This is a genomic window from Acinetobacter sp. C26M (assembly GCF_023702675.1).
Taxonomy (GTDB): Bacteria; Pseudomonadota; Gammaproteobacteria; order Pseudomonadales; family Moraxellaceae; genus Acinetobacter.
Window position 1 is genome coordinate 1,059,700 of record NZ_CP098478.1, and the last position, 20,766, is coordinate 1,080,465.

Below are 20,766 nucleotides of genomic sequence, written 5' to 3' on the forward strand. Positions count from 1 at the left end.
TCAGTAAAATAATATGGTATGATTAATTAGTAAACATTTTTTTTATTTATGACGATGATGGAAAACAAGATAGGAAGACCGAGTAAAGCGCATGAACGATCATATGAAATTCTTCAAGCTGCTGTTTCAGTCGTTGCGAGGGAAGGACTAGAAGGAATTACTTTTGCCAAAGTAGCGGAAGCATCAGGCATGCAACGTACGCTAGTTCATCATTATTTTTCTTCACGTGCAGATTTAATCAATGCTTTCATAGAGTATTACATTAGCGAAATGGGGACTGAAATTATTCATCGTTTCAGTGGAAAACCATTGAGCGAAAGAATTGTCATGTTATTCACGCCCGAAGTTTATCGGAGTCAGGATGATTTGATTGTTTGGCTAGAACTGGTTGCGCAAAGTGCTAGAAATCCCTTGATCAAGCAGATGTTGCATGATCTTTGGACACAGCACTGGCTGCCTGATTTTGAAAGTCAGTTGGCGCAGGAGTATCCAAACGCAACTCAAGATGCGATTAGTTCGACTGCTTACGTACTGGCTTGTTTATTTGAAGCATATTGGGGATTCAGTGTGCAAGGTGTTACCGACACACAGAAACAAAAGCAAATGGAACAAACGGTATTAATGCTGTTGAATCGTTTAATGTGATTGCTTCAGCAGAATAAATTGAAAAAGATCTCTTGGGAAAAGATGCTCTGAATTAAACCAGCGCTCAAGATGTTTTATTTAACCTATCCGTGTATAGATGTAGTTTAGAGAGCAAATCATTCTTCATCTTATTAGGAGTGGGTTAGCTTAAATTGAGCTTCTTTGTCCTTGATTGAAAGGATCAAAGAGAGATTGATTTAACTGTTATAAAGAGGCTTGTTCTTGTGAAAGAGGGCTACTTCTTCAACAACAATCAGTAAAATTAAAGATGATAAAACTGATAATTCACGGTATCTATGAAGAAAAATTCTAAACTCGATCAAGATACATTATTTATTAAATTATTATTCAAATCCTCCTCTAAAGTGACAAAGGAGGAAATAGAGTACTATCGAAAATATCCTGATCAAATTGACCAGGTCACAGCGCCGATCAATATCCATAAAATCTTTTTATGGACAGGAGCATTATTAGGGATTCTGGTTGTAGCAATCGCCAAGTTTCTCAAATTTTCTGGCATGTTAGCATTCTTATCAGAAGGTGTGTTTGAGTTCGTTATCGATATCATTTATGAAAGTGGCATTGCTTTGATTGGTGCAGCAGTGACCGCTTATATGCTAGGCGTATTACTCAATAAACAACAAGAAAATGCACTGAAATGGCGAGAAGAAATTCGTAAAAGAATACAGGAAAGCGAGCAATAAAAAGAAAAAAAGCTAAAGTGCTGTCACTTTAGCTTTGGATGTTTAGTTTTTCACTTTGTATAAACCATGCTCGGTTAAATGTTGGCTCAAGATACGGCGAAGTTCCAATACCGTTTCAGGCTTTATTTGAATAGAATGCCCACCTTTAATGATTTTCTCTGAAATCGCACCTTCTAAATGAGCACTTTTATAAGGAACAATGCCATCGGTAATAGTATCAGTATCATTACTTTTGGTGATATTACCCATGATGGAATGAAAAACTAGACCTTCTTTAGGCTGTATATCCGAGGTGAGTTCCATAAATTCAGATTTATTACTCAGATCGCTAGGGCCATTTTGCAGCCTGTTATTGATGGTTCTGACAAAATCTTTCAGATCATCATCATAACTTGTCAGTGTATCGGTTAATGTTTTTAAAAATGCTGAGGGCAGTCCAATAATCTTTCGTGCAGTAACGGTAAACCAGCGGTCGGCGTAGCTAGTTCCACGATGAGGCGCAGCGAGGAAAATGACGCGATCAAAGTTTGGAATCGGTTCCATCTTTAAGCGTTCGCCTATGACGGGATGTTTTCTCATCCGTGCTTGCACGTGGTTACTCATCATCGGTAAGGCTTCTTTTGAAATATCCGCATGACTGACTAAAAGGCGGCTAATAATTCCTCCCATGCTATGACCAATCAGAACAGCATTTTGAGATGCAGGGTCTTGGGGATTGAGAGAGGCAAACGTTTGTTTCAGTAAAGCAGAAATCTGAAAGCGACTTTCCAGAATAGGCATATTGGTTGAGTAAAATACCTGCCACACCTGATAATGCTCACGTAGCGTCTTATCACCCATAATTTCATTGGTCACCGCAATCCACGCCTCTGGGCTACTAGCGAGTCCATGGATCAATACAATCACTTTTTTATTCGGATTATAAGGTTCAAGCATATATAGATGAGGCATGGTCAAACGTTGATTACGGTCAATCAAGGTTAGATATGCAGCAGAGCCCAAGTTATTCTCCGCTAACCATAAACCATAGGGTGCAGAGAAGTTCGCAGCAAGAGAATATTCTTTATCTTCAATTTTGATCTTTTCTACATTGTAAGGATCGTAGATTTTTATTTTGAAATCAGGCCGATTGAGTATCTCGCTGAGTGTGGCTTGCTCATCGACTGGCTGGGCAATCAGCGTCGACGCAAGATAATGGGCTTGGTGGATATTGGGATTAACGCCATTTGGGTAAGCATAGCTCAGTGGATCAAGAATATATGGATTTCCATTTTTGGGATCATTTTCTTTAGTGTGCAAAACCGCGACGAAATCTGCACCGAAACCATCACGACGGTTAATGGTTCGTAATCCAGAGAAGTTCATGTTGTAGCTTGAGGTAAATTTCTCAAGCTTTTTGCCTTGTAGCTTGGGATATGAATCAATATCAATCTTATAAGTACTTTCACCAATTTGAATACTGTCTGGAATCGTCGCTGATGAATTCTTAGCACTGTACACATTTACTAACTGGTTCAGTGCCTGATTATAGAAGTCCCGAATTTGCACCTGACGGTTATCGAAAATACGGTCTTGAGGCTGACGAGAGGTCTTAAACAGATAGGCATAGCTGTACCGAATACTTTTATCTAAAGCTTGCAGTTGTTGGTCTAAACATTCATTCACCTGTGGAGCGGGTTTAGCGCTGGTTTTAGGGTTTTTATTTATTTTGCAATCATTTGAGTCTGCAAGAGTCAGGGCTTTAGAGAGATATAACTCGCTAGCGGCTGATAATAATTGTTCTGTCTGTACCTGAGGAATTTTTTCCAGATCGACAATACATGCATCTGGATTTTTCATGCACAGTTTCATATCCATATCGGACATATAGAGCAGATTCAGGCTAGCGCCACTTAATTTATTTTGAGTGAGAATACTGTTACGTTCATTGGCAATGGTGGTATGCAGTGTCTGTTTTTTTAGGCTAACCACCTGACAGCCACTTGTTATCAGAACGCTAAATACAGCCAGAATACACAGTGGCTGATATAAAGGAAATATAAGTCTTTTCATAAATTGGCTTTTCGGCATTCTGTACAGATGAGGGGAGTTTTTGATACTGCTATTATTTTGAATGTTTGTGTAATGACGATTATTAAAGTGTGGAAACAGTGTGGAGATCAGAGAATAAATTAGACTGCGATAAGGGAATTGATTCATTCATATAAAATTCAAAATAAGAATGTTTATGACTTAATGGCTTGTCATTTTGAATTGTTCATTAATTTTTCTGATAAGAATTCTATTTTATCTAAAGTACCTAATGTCTACATGGGGACAGGTGGGTAACGCAATTCCTAAAAATAGCTTTTTGAAAGCATGAAAGTCTTATTCTATGACGACTCTAACTTACCAATACCATCGCTAGAGCTATTCTTTAGACCTTCTCATCAAGAGATACAACGATCTCACGTATGTTTCAAGTGTGCTGTTCGATCCTAAGTTCTTCATATCTTTATTTTTAATTTACTCGTTGAAAGCTCGAATATCGATTAAATTGAAAATATTAAACTATTGTTCATATAGTTATATTTACTTTTTAATGATTAATTAAATATATATTGCTCAATAAAACTATATGTTCTATAGTTTTATTGAGCAGGACTAAGACGAATAAGGAGAGTTACATGTCTATGCAATTAAGAAGAGTGGACAAAAATGTCGATTTACAAGAACTTTTTGGCATTCTCAAAGAAGATGGTGCAGTGATTTTAGAAGGATTTGCGAGTCTTGATCAGATTAAGCAAATGAATCTGGATTTTGATCAACCTGTGATTGATACTGGGCCAGGAACAAAAAAAGATGATATAGATGAATTGCTTAAACAATTCCATGGCTACCAGACAACTCGAGTGAATAATTTAGTCACGCATAGTAAAACGTTTAGAGAGCAGATCTTGAATCATGATCTGATTCATGCGCTTGGCGAACATTTTTTTAGAGAAGAAAGTGGTGATTGGTGGCTGCAAGCGACTCAATTAATTCAAATTGGTCCAGGTAATTCAGCGCAAGCGCTCCATCGAGACTTAGAAAACTATCCAGCTATTATTGGCTTGGGTAAAAGTGGGCCATGTGTCACAGCGAATTGTATGATCGCTTTAACAGATTTTACCGAAGATAATGGCGCAACTCGTGTTGTTCCGGGTAGTCATCTCTGGGATGATTTTAATATGTCGGTTGAAGATCGCTTTAAACACGAAGATACAATTCCTGCACTTATGAAAGCTGGCGATATGTTGATTTGGGAAGGTAAGGTGGTACATTCTGGGGGAGAAAACAAAACTCAAAATGAGTATAGACGCGGTATTACCATACCGTTGACGCCAGCTTATTTTACGCCAGAAGAAACTTATGCCTTCTCAATTGATCTGGAAATTGTGAAAACATTACCTGCGCGTGTGCAAAAAATGATTGGATTTAGATCCGTTTTTCCAATTACAGGTAATGGTTTATGGCAACATAATTATGAAAGATTAGAAGAGTATCTCGGTCTGGATTAATTTATTAAGTTGCTTCATAAGATAAAAGTTCAGAAATTAACAATGGTGGCCTAATCTATGTCAGGATTTAGGCTGCCATTTATTCATTAGATTGAATTTGAGGGGAATGGGATCAAATACTTGTAAGTTTTTTAGGAAAACTTATAGAATGAATCAGCAAGATAAAATCAAATTTTTGTACTAATAATCGCTTTAAAGTTGGTGGAGTATTGTGTCTAATAAGAGTGAAAAACGTAGCAGAGCTCCTCAGCAAAGGCAGATAGAAAGAACCAATCAAATTTTAGATTGCATGGAATCTCTGCTCAGGGAAAAAGATCCTGATGATATTGGTTTGGCAGAGATTTCTAAAATCACAGGTATCGGCTTACCCTCCATTTATTATCATTTTCCGAATAAAAATAGTATCTTAATTGCACTTGCAGAAAGAGTTCATGAGCTATGGAGAGAAAATATTCGTTCCTATCAAGTTTCTCATACTGACTCATGGCAAGCGTTAATTCTTCAGATTTTATGGATAGGTGCAAACTATCTAAATCATCACGCTTTTGTCCCTAAATTAATGTTGAGCAGTACTGCGCCAGCTGAAACAAAAGCAGTAGATACCAATCAAAGTGCAAATCTAGCTATCGCGATTATGGAAAAATTAGACACATATTACGAAGGTATAAACAGAGAGCGATATACTGAAAAGATGATTATTGCGATGTATATATTGGATGGGATCTGGAAGAATGCCTTTCTGCAATATAACGCTCTCCCTGATGAAATTGTGAAAGAGTCCCACAAAGCGCTTATTTCTTATTTAAGATGCTATTTTCCAGAAGATTTGGAACATAGAAATTAAGAAATGACATAGCTTTGAATGATCTGTGTCCAAGGTTTTATCTGATCACTGCCTATACCAGAATGTAATACACTACATAGTTGGTGGGTAAAGCCACTTCTTCGATTATTTTGATTTGAAAAAGAGAAGAAAAAATGCGGTTAAATATTAAAGGATATTCAACCGCTTATTTAATTTTGGCTGTTAAACTTTTAGGCTGGCATCCTTGAGAAGGTTTTCTTTAAGAAATTGATCTGATCAATCAGCACAGTTTCGCCCCATGATTCAGTATAGAAATCAAAATGATCAATTGGATATTCCAGCAATTCAGCTGGGCCTTGAATTAGACGTGCTGTTTTTCGGGCTGGGTTCGGTGGTGCAATCTGGTCATTGGCACCCACTTGGATCAAGGTCGGGCATTTCACATTTTTTGCAAAAGCCACAGGCCGGTTGTATGAAACTTCCAGAGCTGCACGAGCACAGACTTCATTCCGCCAAGTCGGACCTGCCATAGAGGTATAGCTTTCTTCGGCACCGGGTGTGCTGATCATTGCAGCTGTACCGGGTTGTCCAACAATTGGAATGAGATGGGGAGGGCGTTGAGTGATGGCATGCATTAAATCTTTTATGCCATGACCGATTGCTGTCGATATCTGCTTTATTCCACCATATTGGAATACTTGTTTTAGAGCTGCTAAACCATCAGTTGCCGGATTCATGGAGACGACAGCCGATATTTTTGGATCTTGTGCAGCAACGACTACAACATGACCACCCGAATAAGACGTGCCCCACAGTGCAATACGACTTCCATCTACATGGGGTAAATTCCGTGCAGCTTCGATCGCGGCATGATAATCCTCTCGTTGTTGAATATAAGATACATGCTGTCTTGGTAGTCCAGCAGACTCTCCAAATCCACGATAATCAAATGCGAAAGTATCAAAACCTGCCTGACTGAAAGGCTCGGCAAAATCGAGTAATCCCGTATCTTTGGTACCACCGAAACCGTTACCCAAAATAATACAAGGTCGTCCTTGAGAAGACTTGTATTCATCTGATTTTGCAGGGATGTACCATGCGGCACAGGTAATTCCTTTACTTGTAAATTTAATATTTTCCATCATATTTTCCTTGATCGATTTATGTCCCTGATTGCTACTGGCAATAAGAGATGTCAATGTAAATCGCTGTGTTAAGCCTGAATTTTGATCTGTTCTGGCATTGTTTCTGTGGTAACAACGCTTGGCTTTTTCTTTGGCTTAATCTGGGAAAAACTTAGTTCTTTATCGAAAACAGGACCTTTACGAAGTCGCTCAACATCGAATTTATAATCTTGTTTTACAATCCATGGGCCTTGTGTACCTGCCATTGGAAATTGTGCGATGCTTCGTTGAATGTAGCCTGAGTTCAGGTCTACAAATGGAATGCGTTTCATGCTCTTATTACTGATGACGGGTGTGAATGTGGCGTACTTATTTTCATCCATGTAATCCAGTAATCTACAGAAGTGTTTCCAGACCAGATCGACTTTTAAGGTCCATGCCAGATTGGTGTAGCCGAATGCGAAAGCAAAGTTAGGAATGTCGGATAACATCATTGATTTGAAAATCGTGGTCTCTGGATAAACTATTTTTTTCCCGTCCACAATCAATTGCGTCTTGCTAAATGCGACCGCATTAAGGCCTGTAGCGGTCACAATGATATCGGCTTCCAGCGTTTTTCCTGATTTAAGTAAAATGCCTTCTTTGCTAAAACGCTCAATATGATCGGTGACTACAGATGCTTTACCCGCAGAAATCGCTTTGAACATATCGCCATCGGGTACAACACATAAACGTTCATCCCACGGATTGTATTTCGGTGAAAAATGAGTGGCGACATCAAAGTCTTTTGGTAGATTTCGTTGGACATCCGAGATTAAAAAGCGACGCATCAGCTTTGGAAAGCGACGACTTAAATTGTAAACGCCCCGTGTCAAGGCAATATTTTTGCGGCGGATCAGATCGAAAGCACGTTGTGGTGAGAGAACCCCATTGAGAGTATTCGCGATTGCATCTGTACTTGGTGCAGCCATGACATAGCTTGGTGATCTCTGGAGCATGGTAATATGCCCGACCTTGTCAGCCATCGCAGGGATTAAGGTCACGGCTGTTGCACCACTACCAATCACCACAACCTTTTTGCCAGAATAATCGAGGTTTTCTGGCCAGTGTTGAGGATGAATAATGAGTCCTTGAAATTCCTCCGCTCCCTTAAACTCAGGTGTATAGCCATTATCATAGTCATAATAACCTGTACTCATCAGTAAGAAGCGGGAGCGGAAAGTAGTTAAAGCTTTCTGATCTTTACGCTTCACTTTTACTGTCCAAAGACCTTCAGAAGATGAGAATTCGGCACTAGTCATATAATGGCCAAAGCGAATATGAGATTCGATGTCATTCTCAGTGATCGTTTCTTTTAAATAATTACAGATCATTTGAGCACTGCCAAAAACCCTTTTATTGGTCCACGGTTTAAAGCCAAATGCAAAAGACTGCATATCTGAATCTGAACGAATGCCTGGGTAACGGAACAGACTCCATGTGCCTCCAATTTCGTCGCGGCCTTCGAGCAAAGTGAATGTGGTATTCGGTCTATATTTTTTTAGATGGTATGCTGCGCTAATACCTGAGATCCCTGCGCCGATAATTAAAACATCAGTAATAGCAATTTGGTCTGATGTACTCATATCTTTTTCCTCTTCACACAATTTTAATAAATTGAGCATCAGTTAGATTTCCTAAGATGATGATTTTTATAATCTTCATTTTCCCTGATGAACAAAGTCCTTGATCCAGTCCACTTTCACTTTGATTTAAATCAAGGTGAGGTTTAGGCATATCAATATTATTAATCCTATAATTACGCAATGTCAATGACACTGTGTAATTATAGGGTGAAATGAAGATTTAGCTTGAAAGTAAACGAATGAAAAGAATGTAATATTTAAATTAAGATTATGAATTTTATAAATTATATTGAATTTTAAAATGAGCAGTTTTTTCTTTAGTTTGAGTTATTGTGAGATGTGATGAGAGTTATAAAGACTTGTCGAAAAAATTATTAATACCTACAATGGCCTTATGCAAATGGGAAATAGGATCGTATGACAACCTCTCGCCGTAGACTTAAACATGATCCAAAAGAATCTGAGCGAGAAATATTAGAAGCTGCTGAACAGTTTTTAAATGAGCATCATTTTCGTGATCTGAATATTGATGAGGTCATGCGACGTACAGGTTTAAAACGCCCAGCTTTCTATGTCCATTTCCGCGATAAACATGATCTTACGCTACGTCTTGTTGAGAATATTGCTAGGGAATTATTCAATATCGCAGATAGGTGGCTGGCAGGAACTACCCCACAGGAAGATTTGCGGCGTGCTCTCGTAGATTCTGTACAAGTCTATGTACAACATGGACGTTTATTAAGAGCTTTCGTCGAAGCTGCAAGTGGGGATGAACGTGTTGAGAATGTCTACAGAACTTTAATACAGGACTTTATTACTGCTGCCGCTCAACATATTAGGGCGGATCAAGCAGCAGGGCAGATAAAAAAAGATATTGATGTTGAGGAAACGGCAAAAGCACTCATATGGCTGGAAGAACGATATCTTTCCGAGGCTTTTGGTCGTTCATCTCATGTAGAACCTGAGGTTGTTATTCGTGTACTTCAAAATATCTGGATTTCAACACTTTATGATCATAAATAGAAATTTAAGTGCATCAATTTAATAAACCACTGATTTAAAATACTTTGTTTATCAGATGTTTGATGTGAAAAATATAAGCAATTAGAACAACTCTGCTCAATAAATTACACAGCGTCATTGACACTGTGTAATTTATTGAGCAGTATGTTATTTGTCCATTTTATATTTTCTTAATGATAGTGAATGGACTTGGAAATTTTTAATCGCTGTTGTGATTAAGCAAAAATTATAATTTCAGGATGAATTTAATAATGGAAAAGTCTATAGGAAAGGAAAGTGTGGGCTTATGTTGGTTATTATCGAAAACCAGAGAAGTGAATCGACATAAGGGCTTGAATAGCTCATTTTCTAAGATCCATCGGTTCCGCTTAGCTCCTATTATGTTCGGCATAATCGGAGTGTCGATCAGTAGTTATACCCAAGCCTCTGCACTTGATCAGTCTGGTCAGTCGATACTGCCATTTTTAGAAAATGGTCATTATTTTGAAGTCAATGCCTTTGCTGTTGACGCTTCAGTTTCTGGTGTCGTGCATGATCGTCCAAATCTTGTGCGTGAAAATCAAAGCCGTGATACAGGAGATATTGGGCAAAATGTGCAATTTTATACAGCTGCATTGAAGCTACAATTAACAGATCAGTTTAGTTTCGGCCTGCTTTACGACCAACCATTTGCCGCAAAAACCGCATATCCACTTCGCCCCAACAATAGCTATTCAGATAATGATTTTAGTCAAGAAGGTACATCCGTAAATGTGGAAAGTCAGGATTTAAGTTTTATATTTGGATATTCACCTTTTAAGAACTTCCAGATTTATGGCGGGCCTGTTTATCAAGAGGTTAAAGGAAAAGCTTCTTTTCGAGGCATGGCGTATACCGAGGCTTTTAATGGTTACGAGGCGAATTTTAAAGAAAAAGGAGAGTTGGGCTGGCTTGCTGGGGCGAGCTATCAAATTCCAGAGATTGCATTGAAAGCGGCTATTACTTATCGCTCTAAAATCAAATATAAATTTCAGGTCGAGGAAAGTATATTTGGTGAACCTTTGCACTATGTCAAAGCAGCAAAAACGACAATCGAAACCCCTCAATCCGTGAATATCGATTTTCAAACCGGGGTTGCCGAAAACACAATTGCTTATATGAATTTAAGATGGGTGAATTGGAAAGATTTTAATATCCGCCCAACGCAATATAATGCGCTTACAGCAAGTTATCTGGATGAACTTACGGGAGGCACATATACGGAAGGTGTTGATTTAGATTCTTATCAAAAGGATCAATATAATGCAACGATAGGAATTGGCCATCAATTTACAGAAAAATGGAGTTTTGCCACCGATGTTGGTTGGGATTCAGGAACGGGTAATCCTGCTTCTACGCTGGGGCCAATGAAGGGATCATGGTCCATTGGACTCGGTGCGCAATTCAATCCTGCTCAGAATTATTTTATCGCCGCTGGTGTTAAATACTACTGGTTAGGAGATGCCAAGTCTGAAGATGGTGCTTACTATTTACCTATCGAAGGGATTAAAGAAATGGCAGAACAGGCTGAGTTCAAGAATAATCATGCTATCGCTTATGGTTTAAAAATTGGTTACCGATTCTAGATTTAAGAGAAGGAGTGGTTGGGTTCAGCCACTTCTTAAAAATACAAAAACGCATAGGGTCAAAATTGGGTAAGTTTGAATTGTATGAAAATAAAATTTAAACAAAACAAATAGTTATTTATTTGATTCAACTGACGCCATCCCATCAAAACTCTCTATGAAAACAAACACTCTATGTAGTGCTTGTTTTCTTTGTCTTGAGTTAACAGCCGTATATTTTCCTTAGTCTCAAGTAGTTGCTTTCTTGCCTATTACTCTAAGGAGTAAAAGGATCGCTCAAAGTGGCTGAACCTCAATCAACTATATAAACTTAAATTTACGCCACAGGATTAATTGCAAGGAAGTGATTAGTTCAGTCAATGATATTTTCTAAGATCATTGGATCTAAATGATATAAAAAGCCTTTAAGTTCAATGTTTAAAAGCTTTTTATTTGCCTGTTTTATACCATCTACTTATGACTTGTCCATTTTTTTCGGATAGAGTTGGACGGAATTAAAAATTATAAAAATTTTTACTCGTGGATCCATTTTATTTTTTAAAAATATAGTGTGATTTTTCTCCTGTGAATGCCAAATAGTGTTAATTAATTATCATAAAATGCCAAGATTTTTTTAATTAAAAAAGTAAAAGATATCTATTAAATTTGAGTCTTGGGTTCTATGGATATGAAAAAGTGGATTTGCGCCGAATGCGGTTTATATAAAAAAAGTAATTCAAATAGCATAACAATAGGGCAGAAAGTTCTTTTTCAGAAGAAAGAAATTTATAAAAGAGAGCTATTTTATAAAACCCAGATTGGGGTTGTACTAAAAATCGAGAAAGATTTTTTTAATATACTGCATGAGGGAAGAGTTTTTCAATTAGAAAAAAGCAAAGTATATCATCGAGATGCACCTGCTCATTTTATTTATAATATGTTTGGGGAATGTAAGTGTTAGTTCTAAAAAATAATTAATTATTCCATAAATAAAAAAGTGTCAATTTTTATTTGGTTTTCATCAATGTGTATGTTTGTAAGTTTTGTTAGGCTTTGTAATGAATATGAAGTGTGACACAGAATTTACATAAAAAGCAGATCCTGTCTCGCAATATATTCTTTTAATTGAATTATTTAAAACTTGTCTGAAAGGAATAGGCTATGAAAATTAAATTTTTAACTGTTGCTTTAGTTACATTAGGGGTAGCGAATGTATCTATGGCTGCAGAAACAATCACTTTTATTGGCACGATTGAATCTAATACTTGTGCCGTCAATGTTGGTGGTACTGCAAGCCCAACAGTCACTTTGCCTACTGTTGGAACTGGAGATTTAACTGTATCTGGCGACACAGCAGGTGCAACACCATTTACTGTGAATTTAACAGGATGCAGTGCGACTGCAGATGATGTTTCTGTACGCTTTGCTGCACACAATCCTAATGGCACTAATTTGGGTGTTAATGCTGCAAGCACTGCAGGAAATGTTGCTGTTCAATTATTGAATGGTAGTGCAGGAGGGAACCCTATTGTCTTTACAGGGGGGATTGGTATCTCAGCTCAAACGACCACATCAGGTGGTGCTGCATCAGTTCCTTTAACTGCTCAATATTACGCAACAGGAGCAACGACTGCTGGTAGCGTAACAGCTGTTGCCGATTATGAAGTGATTTACCCATAAATTTCTAGAATTTCCTGACATGTGCGTAAGGAGAGCTAGTCATGTGTCAGGTCCTTTTTGAGTGGATTAATAAAGGAGTGGTGTAATGTCTGGATATTTGTTTAATTTAGTTCAGTATGCTTTTTTTTGGTGTTTTTTTGGTTTTTTAATCTTTAATCCTGCTTTTGCAAATGTGGTCATGACAGGAACACGTGTTGTTTTCCCTGCTGATGCTAAAGAAAAAACATTGCAGTTCAGTAATAAAAGCGAAATACCTTATTTAATGCAAGTATGGCTTGATAAGGGAAATGATCAATCAACACCAGAAAATGCAGACGCTCCTTTTTTACCGAATCCACAGGTATTTCGTATTAATCCCCATCAGGGGCAAATGGTCCGTTTAGTCAATTTACCTACTGAAAGTTTACCAGAGGATCGTGAATCAATTTTCTATCTAAATTTCAAGCAAACACCTGCATTGAAGAAAAGTTTAGAAGATGAGAATAAGTTAGTCCTCGTTGTAAAAAGTCGTTTAAAAGTTTTTTATCGACCTAAAACACTCCCAGATAAAGTTGATGATATTCCTTTAAAACTAAAATTTAAATTATTAAATGATGATAAGGGAAGTTGGTTGCAAATAGAGAATTCATCTAGTTATTACGTCAATTTGATACAAGCTGAGGTAAAAACAGATGCTCATGTTGTAAAAACTAAATCTACTCTTATGCTTGAACCAAAATCAAATAGTAAATGGATTTTGGATAATAAAATTAAATCTAATCAAAAGGCAGTAGTCACAGTAAAAATGGTTAATGACTATGGTGCGATTAGTAAATATGACATCACTTCTCAAATATTTCATTAATGCTAAGAGGTATTTTTCATGGAAAGATATATGCCTTTGACACAGCATAATTATTTTCCAATTTTTTTATGTTGCGTTTTTATTGGGACTATTTCATCCGTAAAAGCTGCTGAAATTAACAAGACTACTGATTCTGGTGAATATCAATTCTCATCTGGATTATTTAAAGGTAACGTCTTAAGCCAATCTATGTTACAGCGTTTTAATGAAATAGATAAAGTTGAAGCAGGGATATATAAAGTAGATGTATATGTAAATAATCGCTTTATTGAGAGACGTACAATTGAGTTCAAACCTAATGAAACAAGTTCACAAGGGATAACTCCATGTCTAACGACTGATTTTTTGGATAATGCAGGCGTGCTGGGCGATGTTGCATATAGACAACAACAAGAGAAAACACGTGAAAGCATGTTAAGCAAAAAGCAGGAACAGAATCCTAGTTGTTTAATCCTTGATGAAATAGCACCATCTAGTACAGCTTATTTTGATTTCTCTTTACTCAGATTAAATTTAACCATCCCTCAGAGCCTGATGCGAAATATACCCAGAGGTTATGTAAAGCCGACTGAACTTAGTTCAGGCGAAAGTATTGGTTTTATTAACTATACTGGAAATTACTATTATTCAGATATAAAAAACTCCCAATATAGCAATACGAGGCAGGATTCTAGTTTTCTAAACTTAAATGGTGGGGTGAATTGGGGTAAATGGCAATATCGTCAACAATCAAGTTTAAGTATTGATAATGAAAAGAAAACTGAATGGAACCATTTGCGAAGTTATGTTCAGCGTCCTATCGATCAATTACAGTCACAATTGATTGTAGGACAACTGTATACTTCTGGACGTTTTTTTTCAGGTTTGCCGTTTAAAGGACTGAGCTTAGCAACTGATGAAAGAATGAGACCAAACTCATTACGGGGATATGCACCTGTCATTCGAGGCACTGCTAAAAGTAACGCCAAAGTTTCTATTCGACAAGATGGTAAAGAAATATATCAAATCACCGTGGCACCTGGTCCGTTTGAAATTACCGATCTTTACCCTACAAGTTATAGTGGCAATCTCTTTGTTGAGGTGACAGAGGCTGATGGAAGTACACACAGCACAGAAGTTCCTTATGCAGCAGTTCCATTGTCCTTAAGAGAAGGCCTTTCAAATTATAATTTTGTTATGGGACGAACTGATTTAGATGATGCTAAAGATGTAAATTTTGCTGATTTTACCTATGAATATGGCGTAAATAACTCAATCACTTTAAATGGTGGATTACGCGTCGCTGATCGCTATCAGGCAGGCGCTATTGGAGGAGTATATGGTAGTTCTTATGGAGCATTTGGTTCAAATATAACATATTCACGTGGAAAGCTGCCAAGTGCTGAAGGGGCTGATTATGTCGATGGTTGGATGGCGAACTTAACATATAGTAAAACGTTTCAGCCAACTGACACTGTGATTTCAATCGCTGGTTATCGTTATTCTACCGCTGGCTTCAGAGACTTGAATGACGTACTTGGGCTCCGCCATGCTTGGGAGCAAAAAGATGTTTGGAGCTCTTATAATTATCTACAACGATCACGCTTTCAGGTCAATTTAAGTCAATCCTTAGGCGAATATGGTTCGGTTTATCTTTCTGGTTCAACTCAGGATTATCGAGATGGACGTGACAGAGATACCTTGTATCAAGCTGGTTATATGAAAACTTTTGGTATTGTGAGTTTGAATGTTAATTATACAAGACAGCGGACCCATTCTTTAACAGGAACAACTTTCAAAGAAGATCGTTTTGATAATTTTGGGGGGATTAGTATAAGCGTACCATTGGGTCGTGAACGCTCTCCGCTTACCCCGAATCTAAACGTTAATTATAGTCATAGTAATACAAGTGATATTCATCAGTTAGGTATTACTGGAGCTTTAGATAAAGACTATAGCCTAAGCTACAGCTTAGGAGCCACTTTATCAGATTGGGGTGAACAAACCACTTATACAGCAGGCTTATATAAACGACTCCCTATAATGCAAGTGGGACTGAATACTGCGTTCAGTGAGCAATACAAGCAGGCTTCATTAAACTTGAGTGGGGCATTGGCATTACATTCAGGCGGAATAACCTTTGGACCTTATTTGGGTGATACTTTTGCTTTAATTGAAGCTAAAGGAGCCAAAGGTGCCAAAGTAATTAGTTCTCCTTATAGCAAAATTGACCGATTTGGTTATGCCTTAATTCCAAGTATTAATCCATATCACTACAACACGATTGCACTTGATCCTCAGGGGATGGCTGAAAACGTTGAATTACAAGGTGGTGAGCAACGTATTGCGCCGTACGCAGGCGCAGCAGTCAAAGTAAATTTTAAAACGCGATTTGGTCATAGTGTCTTAATTCAAACTGAAACAAAGACAGGTGAAAGTGTACCAATGGGGGCAGATGTCCTTGATGAAGAGTCGAATATTATTGGTATGGTTGGTCAAGCTGGCCAAGTTTATTTTAGGGCTGAAAAACAGCAGGGAGCTTTAACTCTTAAATGGGGTAATCAAGATGACCAAAGCTGTAAATTAACTTATCGAATTGATGATGAACAATTAAATCAGCCCTTGATTAAACAAAATGCCCAATGTGAAAAGGTAAACTAAGATGAAAAAACAAATTATAAAATTTACATTATTAATTTTTAGTGCAGGAGTAAGCGGTTTTAGTTGGGCAGCTTGTCAGCAAGTGGATTGGCAAACTGGTGTTTATTATACGGGTTATTCAAATAGTAGGCCAATAACACAAACTGAAGACGGACATGCAGCTAAAATCCGTATAGGTAATATTCATTTAATGGATATTGCAATTCAGCCAATAGGAAGTGTCTTAGCGCAGGCTTCTGTTCCACCGACGGAATATAAAATTAGAAATGCAAATGCAGAAAGCTTAATGTGGGCTTGTTCGCCTGGCACGGATATGAGCAAGATTAGATTTCTAACTTCAGTTAATGGCGATGACAGAGTAGGTGGATTTTTTAAAGTTAATCCTGTCGATGCTGGAGGACAAGATAATGTATTTTACACATGGTTCAAGGGTGTGGGCATACGTCAGGTGATGAATGGGACAACACTTGCCCCCCAATGGACTGAACTCCCAATACAATATGAAACAGCAGCATTAACTACACCTGCTGGAGCGAGCAAGGATAAATGTCAAGCTGGTTGGCATTGTATTCGGTTAAAACATTTACCAGTTCTACAATTTGAACTGATCCGAGTAAATGGCCAGCCACCCTATAGTAGTTCAGCTAACACATTTTGTAATGGTTTTACAGTTCCAGCGAATGCCACAGGTAATGATAGAGGTATGGGGCAGTCTGGTAACTATAACTGTCCGCAACCTGCTTCTTATATAAGTTTAGGACATACTGGTTCACTACATCCGGGTGGAAGTGATAATGGAGATCAGTATGTAAGTTTTCCTCATGATACAGTGGGAGTAACCCATGGTACAGATGGTTCGACCTATCGGTTTTGGGGAGCAGACAATGGCTTTGGCTATACCTTATATGATGCAGTTTACTTGGTTAATGACAGTGTCGCGTGCAAAGTGAATAATGTTACACCGAATGTAAACTTTGGAACCACCACAGTAGACTATTTAAATAGCGGCAATAGTGTTAGTCAGAATTTTGAAGTCTTAGTGGATTGCCATAATAATGTAGCGACTACATCGAAATCAGGTACAAATACAGGAAAAGTTGCAATTGCGATCCAAGCATCTCAAGGAGCTTTTAATGCCGCAAAAGCATTTTCGCCAACATTAACCACTGCAAACAATGGAGTTTTAGCACTACTTTCAGATGATTATCTGGCAAATAGTAATCGTGCAAAAAATGCAGGAATTTATATTAAATATCAAGGGGGAGGAAGTTATCTAAATTTACTGGGTCAACCAGGTGCTACAGGGACACTTCCTGACTCAAATCGTGATGGTTATAATCAAACCTGTGGACCAAATAATAACCAAATTTGTTATCCATCGATTACATATCCTCAAGGTAATACAGCAGGTTGGTATCCTGTGTTGGACAATGCAAGTCCAATTGGGACTGTCGGAAACTATACTACTTATAGAATCCCATTTTCAGCTGACTTAAAGCGTATAAATGGCGCTCCGCCTGTGACTAGTGGAACAATTTATTCTACTGCGTATGTGGTGGTGAAAATACAATGAGAAATCCAAATTTTGTTTTAGGTCTTTTCATCTTTTTCTTTGGCATGAATTTATATGCAGGTTTGGTCACGTCCTCAAGCCGAGTCATTTATCATGAAGGTGAGCGTGAAAAGTCCTTCGTTATAGCCAATATAAATGAGTATCCAATTGTTGTACAAACTTGGTTTGATGATGGGAGCGGGGATCCAGAACAAGCGAATGCTCCCTTTATAATTTTGCCTGCTATATTTCGGATGCAACCAGAGGGTATCCAACCTTTACGTATTTTTTATACAGGAAGTGCACTGCCTGATGATAGGGAGTCTGTATTCTGGCTGAATTTATACGAAGTACCAGGTATAAAAAAAGATACTATAAAAGAAAATCAGGCTAAACTTGATTTTGCTATGAATACACAACTAAAAATTTTCTATAGACCTAAACGTCTTAGGAAAATAGAAGCTCATGAAATCATTAAAAAATTAAAATTTGAACTAAAAAGTGAGAATAATCAGGTGTTTTTAGTATGTGAAAATAGCTCTCCCTATCATATTTCTTTTTCAGGCTTGAAAGTATTTGCCCAAGGACAGGAAATAAATGCTAAACAAGAAATGGATATGATGACTAATCCTTTAAGTAAAAGGAACTATATCCTTGAGAGGAATGTAAATAGTTTTGATAAAATAGAGTTTTATATTATTGGAGATGACGGTAATACTTATACAGGTGAATTTGGTGGGCAAGGAGTTATCAAGAGTGTAATCTAATTTTCATTATTTATTATTCTCTCTCCATTTTAATGGTGTTAGTCCGCTCCAAGATTTAAAAGAACGTTGGAATACACTTTGTTCAGAATATCCTAATAGAAAAGCAATTTCACTAATATTTAATTTTTCATTTAATAAATATTTTTTTGCAAGATTGAAGCGAACATCAGATAACATGCTATTAAAAGAATAACCATAGCTTAATAAAATCTCTCTTAGTTTTTTTTGCGGCATACCCATTTGTTCAGCGATAATGTCTATATTTATTTTCTTGTTGTTTATGTTGGTGATGATGCATAGTCTTATTTTATACTCAAATTCATTATAGTTTTCTAATTTTTCAATCAGTAGATCAGCATGATTTTTCAAAATTCGATATAAGTAAGGGTCCGGTTGAGCGAGAGGGATGTTTTTTAGACTGTCTAATGAAATAACAATAGATGTAGTTGGGGAGTTGAAAAAGACAGGGCAACCAAAATAATTTTTGTAAAATTCAATATTATTAGGTGGATCATATAAAAAATTAATACATTTGGGTGGGATGTAATAAGGAGATATAGAATGCTTAACAATATTTAAGAAAAGGGCAATAGCACATTCATCAACTGCCAGCCCCGGTTGGCCCATGTGATCATCCCAAGAAAATTCAATCTCTGAATCTTTTACTTGGAAGTACATATAATTTAGATCATAGGCTAAACGTATATATTTTATAAAATCTGGAATCGCTTCTAATAAGGTTGGCTTGGAAAATGAAATATATGAAACTATACCGGCATATGCAGGTTTCACAAAATCTGCAATTTTTAAGCCTAACGCATTGGTTTTAAATTGTTCATCAATTTTATTTATAATCATGCACCATACATTAAATGGTATTCTATCATCTAAGTCATAAAGACTGCATTCAGCAGGTATTGTTAAATTGTGAAATTTACAAAAATCTCTAATCATATGGGATAAGGATGCACAAACGGAACCTCTATTCAGAAAATCTTTATTATTTCTATTCATAATAATTCATCCCTGTGTTTTTTAATATATTAATATTAATTATTTAAATATTCAATACCTTAATTCAATAGTCATTGTTTTTTTGTAAAAAAAAGCATTAGCCTTGCGTTTGGATGGGCTAATGCTAAGTCATTAGATTGCGACTAATGAATGGGGAATTGTTATATTTGTTATAGTGAGTTTATTTGTTATTTAAAATTAATGCATTGATATTTTTTTATTTTTTTTTAGCATTTATTTAAAATACAGACGATTCTTTATAATTGATTTTTTAAAGGATGATGTGTGTATGTATAAATTCTGATTTTATTGAATTTAAAGGATGAGTTTTATTGTTTGTGATTTGGTTTTGTGTTATTTGGTTTTGATTGTTAAGAGTGTTTTGTATATTTAAAGTGTTGGGGTTTTAAAGGGGTTGGGTTTTTATTATTGTTTTTATTATTGTTTTTATTATCTACGAAAGTGAGTATTTATAAAGAGGATATGTTTGAGTTAGATTTAAAAATCATTAACCCTTTTGCTAATGTGGTTGACTGGTTATCCTTATTATTCAAATAACTAGATTTTTTGCTTCTTGAACAAGTTGCTTATTGTCATGTTGAGAGGGATGAAAGTCCTTTAGAGGTATGAAAGATACTGTGATAGTGCTTTTCTAGAAACTCCAACCGTTCCCCAAAGTGTATTGAGTGCCTTGATCAATTTAAGGAGGTTTAACTTTTTTAAAAAATCTGCATTTATTCGAATGACTTGGGTGAAATTATATACTGACGGCAAGATTTATTGGCTCGATAAGATTTTCAATGTCTCAGCAAATTTTACATGCATATGCTGAACTAGCATTGGAGCGTTCAACAAGTCAGTCGAATGATGGGGTATCACGTCTCACGTCAAAGAGCGGCAACAAACAACTGCACATACATTTGCTTGATTAGTGTCGTCAATGACATATCAGAAAGCATTCCACTGGTAGGTGGTGCAGGGAAGATGAAATCTTGTTCTTAAAATAAAGGGATCATTACGCTTCTTCTCTCTTGAACGTCATTGAGCAAAAATTTTAACCCATCAAAAAATGTACAAAAAGCTAATGGGTCAAAATTGGGTAAATTTGAGTTATATAAAAATAAAATTTAAATAAAACAGTTGGTTATTTATTAAATTCAACTGACGCCATCTCCACCAAAATTCGAAAAAGCTCTGAAATGAAAGTTTCAGGGCTTTTTT

At 36.8% G+C, this 20,766-nt stretch carries 16 protein-coding genes; 12 read left to right on the forward strand and 4 right to left on the reverse strand.

Annotated elements, in window-relative coordinates; genetic code table 11:
* Positions 1-48 precede the first annotated feature (48 nt).
* Both NDN11_RS04895 and NDN11_RS04900 read left to right on the forward strand, forming a co-directional pair.
* Positions 49-645 (forward strand): TetR/AcrR family transcriptional regulator, encoded by a 597-nt coding sequence (locus NDN11_RS04895; RefSeq protein WP_101237415.1) that lies wholly within the window; start codon positions 49-51, stop codon positions 643-645.
* Positions 646-941: 296 nt separating this feature from the next.
* On the forward strand, positions 942-1,349 hold the full coding sequence (locus NDN11_RS04900) for a hypothetical protein (RefSeq protein WP_101237414.1): 408 nt from the start codon (positions 942-944) through the stop codon (positions 1,347-1,349).
* A gap of 42 nt (positions 1,350-1,391) precedes the next feature.
* Here the strand turns inward: NDN11_RS04900 and NDN11_RS04905 are convergent, their stop codons facing one another.
* Entirely contained in the window at positions 1,392-3,401 is a 2,010-nt protein-coding gene (locus NDN11_RS04905; protein ID WP_251110929.1) for an esterase/lipase family protein, read from the reverse strand.
* Positions 3,402-4,015: 614 nt separating this feature from the next.
* Here NDN11_RS04905 and NDN11_RS04910 point away from each other — a divergent pair.
* Together NDN11_RS04910 and NDN11_RS04915 are read left to right on the forward strand one after the other, a co-directional pair.
* Positions 4,016-4,888: a phytanoyl-CoA dioxygenase family protein gene (locus tag NDN11_RS04910; RefSeq protein WP_101237413.1), complete on the forward strand. Its 873-nt coding sequence runs from the start codon at positions 4,016-4,018 to the stop codon at positions 4,886-4,888.
* 211 nt (positions 4,889-5,099) lie between these two features.
* Positions 5,100-5,732, forward strand: a complete 633-nt coding sequence (locus tag NDN11_RS04915; protein WP_251110930.1) for a TetR/AcrR family transcriptional regulator — start codon at positions 5,100-5,102, stop codon at positions 5,730-5,732.
* Positions 5,733-5,923: 191 nt separating this feature from the next.
* Here the strand turns inward: NDN11_RS04915 and NDN11_RS04920 are convergent, their stop codons facing one another.
* Both NDN11_RS04920 and NDN11_RS04925 read right to left on the reverse strand, forming a co-directional pair.
* Positions 5,924-6,835 (reverse strand): alpha/beta hydrolase, encoded by a 912-nt coding sequence (locus NDN11_RS04920; RefSeq protein ID WP_171304529.1) that lies wholly within the window; start codon positions 6,833-6,835, stop codon positions 5,924-5,926.
* A gap of 71 nt (positions 6,836-6,906) precedes the next feature.
* Positions 6,907-8,442, reverse strand: a complete 1,536-nt coding sequence (locus NDN11_RS04925) for a flavin-containing monooxygenase (RefSeq protein WP_171304528.1) — start codon at positions 8,440-8,442, stop codon at positions 6,907-6,909.
* Positions 8,443-8,859: 417 nt separating this feature from the next.
* Here NDN11_RS04925 and NDN11_RS04930 point away from each other — a divergent pair, with 417 nt between their 5' ends.
* From NDN11_RS04930 to NDN11_RS04965, 8 genes are all read left to right on the forward strand, one after another.
* The gene (locus NDN11_RS04930) at positions 8,860-9,465 is read left to right on the forward strand and encodes a TetR/AcrR family transcriptional regulator (RefSeq protein ID WP_065342633.1); all 606 of its coding nucleotides are present in this window, start codon (positions 8,860-8,862) and stop codon (positions 9,463-9,465) included.
* 251 nt (positions 9,466-9,716) lie between these two features.
* Positions 9,717-11,069 (forward strand): transporter, encoded by a 1,353-nt coding sequence (locus NDN11_RS04935; protein WP_101237410.1) that lies wholly within the window; start codon positions 9,717-9,719, stop codon positions 11,067-11,069.
* Positions 11,070-11,736: 667 nt separating this feature from the next.
* The gene (locus tag NDN11_RS04940) at positions 11,737-12,009 is read left to right on the forward strand and encodes a hypothetical protein (RefSeq protein WP_251110931.1); all 273 of its coding nucleotides are present in this window, start codon (positions 11,737-11,739) and stop codon (positions 12,007-12,009) included.
* Between the two features lie 200 nt (positions 12,010-12,209).
* Entirely contained in the window at positions 12,210-12,728 is a 519-nt protein-coding gene (locus tag NDN11_RS04945; RefSeq protein WP_251110932.1) for a fimbrial protein, read from the forward strand.
* An 85-nt stretch (positions 12,729-12,813) separates the two neighbouring features.
* The gene (locus NDN11_RS04950; RefSeq protein ID WP_251110933.1) at positions 12,814-13,572 is read left to right on the forward strand and encodes a fimbrial biogenesis chaperone; all 759 of its coding nucleotides are present in this window, start codon (positions 12,814-12,816) and stop codon (positions 13,570-13,572) included.
* An 18-nt stretch (positions 13,573-13,590) separates the two neighbouring features.
* Positions 13,591-16,212, forward strand: coding sequence for a fimbria/pilus outer membrane usher protein (locus NDN11_RS04955; RefSeq protein WP_251110934.1), 2,622 nt, complete (start codon positions 13,591-13,593; stop codon positions 16,210-16,212).
* A gap of 82 nt (positions 16,213-16,294) precedes the next feature.
* The gene (locus NDN11_RS04960; RefSeq protein WP_251110935.1) at positions 16,295-17,785 is read left to right on the forward strand and encodes a fimbrial protein; all 1,491 of its coding nucleotides are present in this window, start codon (positions 16,295-16,297) and stop codon (positions 17,783-17,785) included.
* Positions 17,782-18,531: a fimbrial biogenesis chaperone gene (locus tag NDN11_RS04965; protein ID WP_251110936.1), complete on the forward strand. Its 750-nt coding sequence runs from the start codon at positions 17,782-17,784 to the stop codon at positions 18,529-18,531. The genes NDN11_RS04960 and NDN11_RS04965 overlap by 4 nt, the downstream gene beginning before the upstream one ends.
* Positions 18,532-18,537: 6 nt before the next feature.
* Here the strand turns inward: NDN11_RS04965 and NDN11_RS04970 are convergent, their stop codons facing one another.
* Entirely contained in the window at positions 18,538-19,545 is a 1,008-nt protein-coding gene (locus tag NDN11_RS04970) for an AraC family transcriptional regulator (RefSeq protein ID WP_251110937.1), read from the reverse strand.
* Positions 19,546-20,766 lie beyond the last annotated feature (1,221 nt).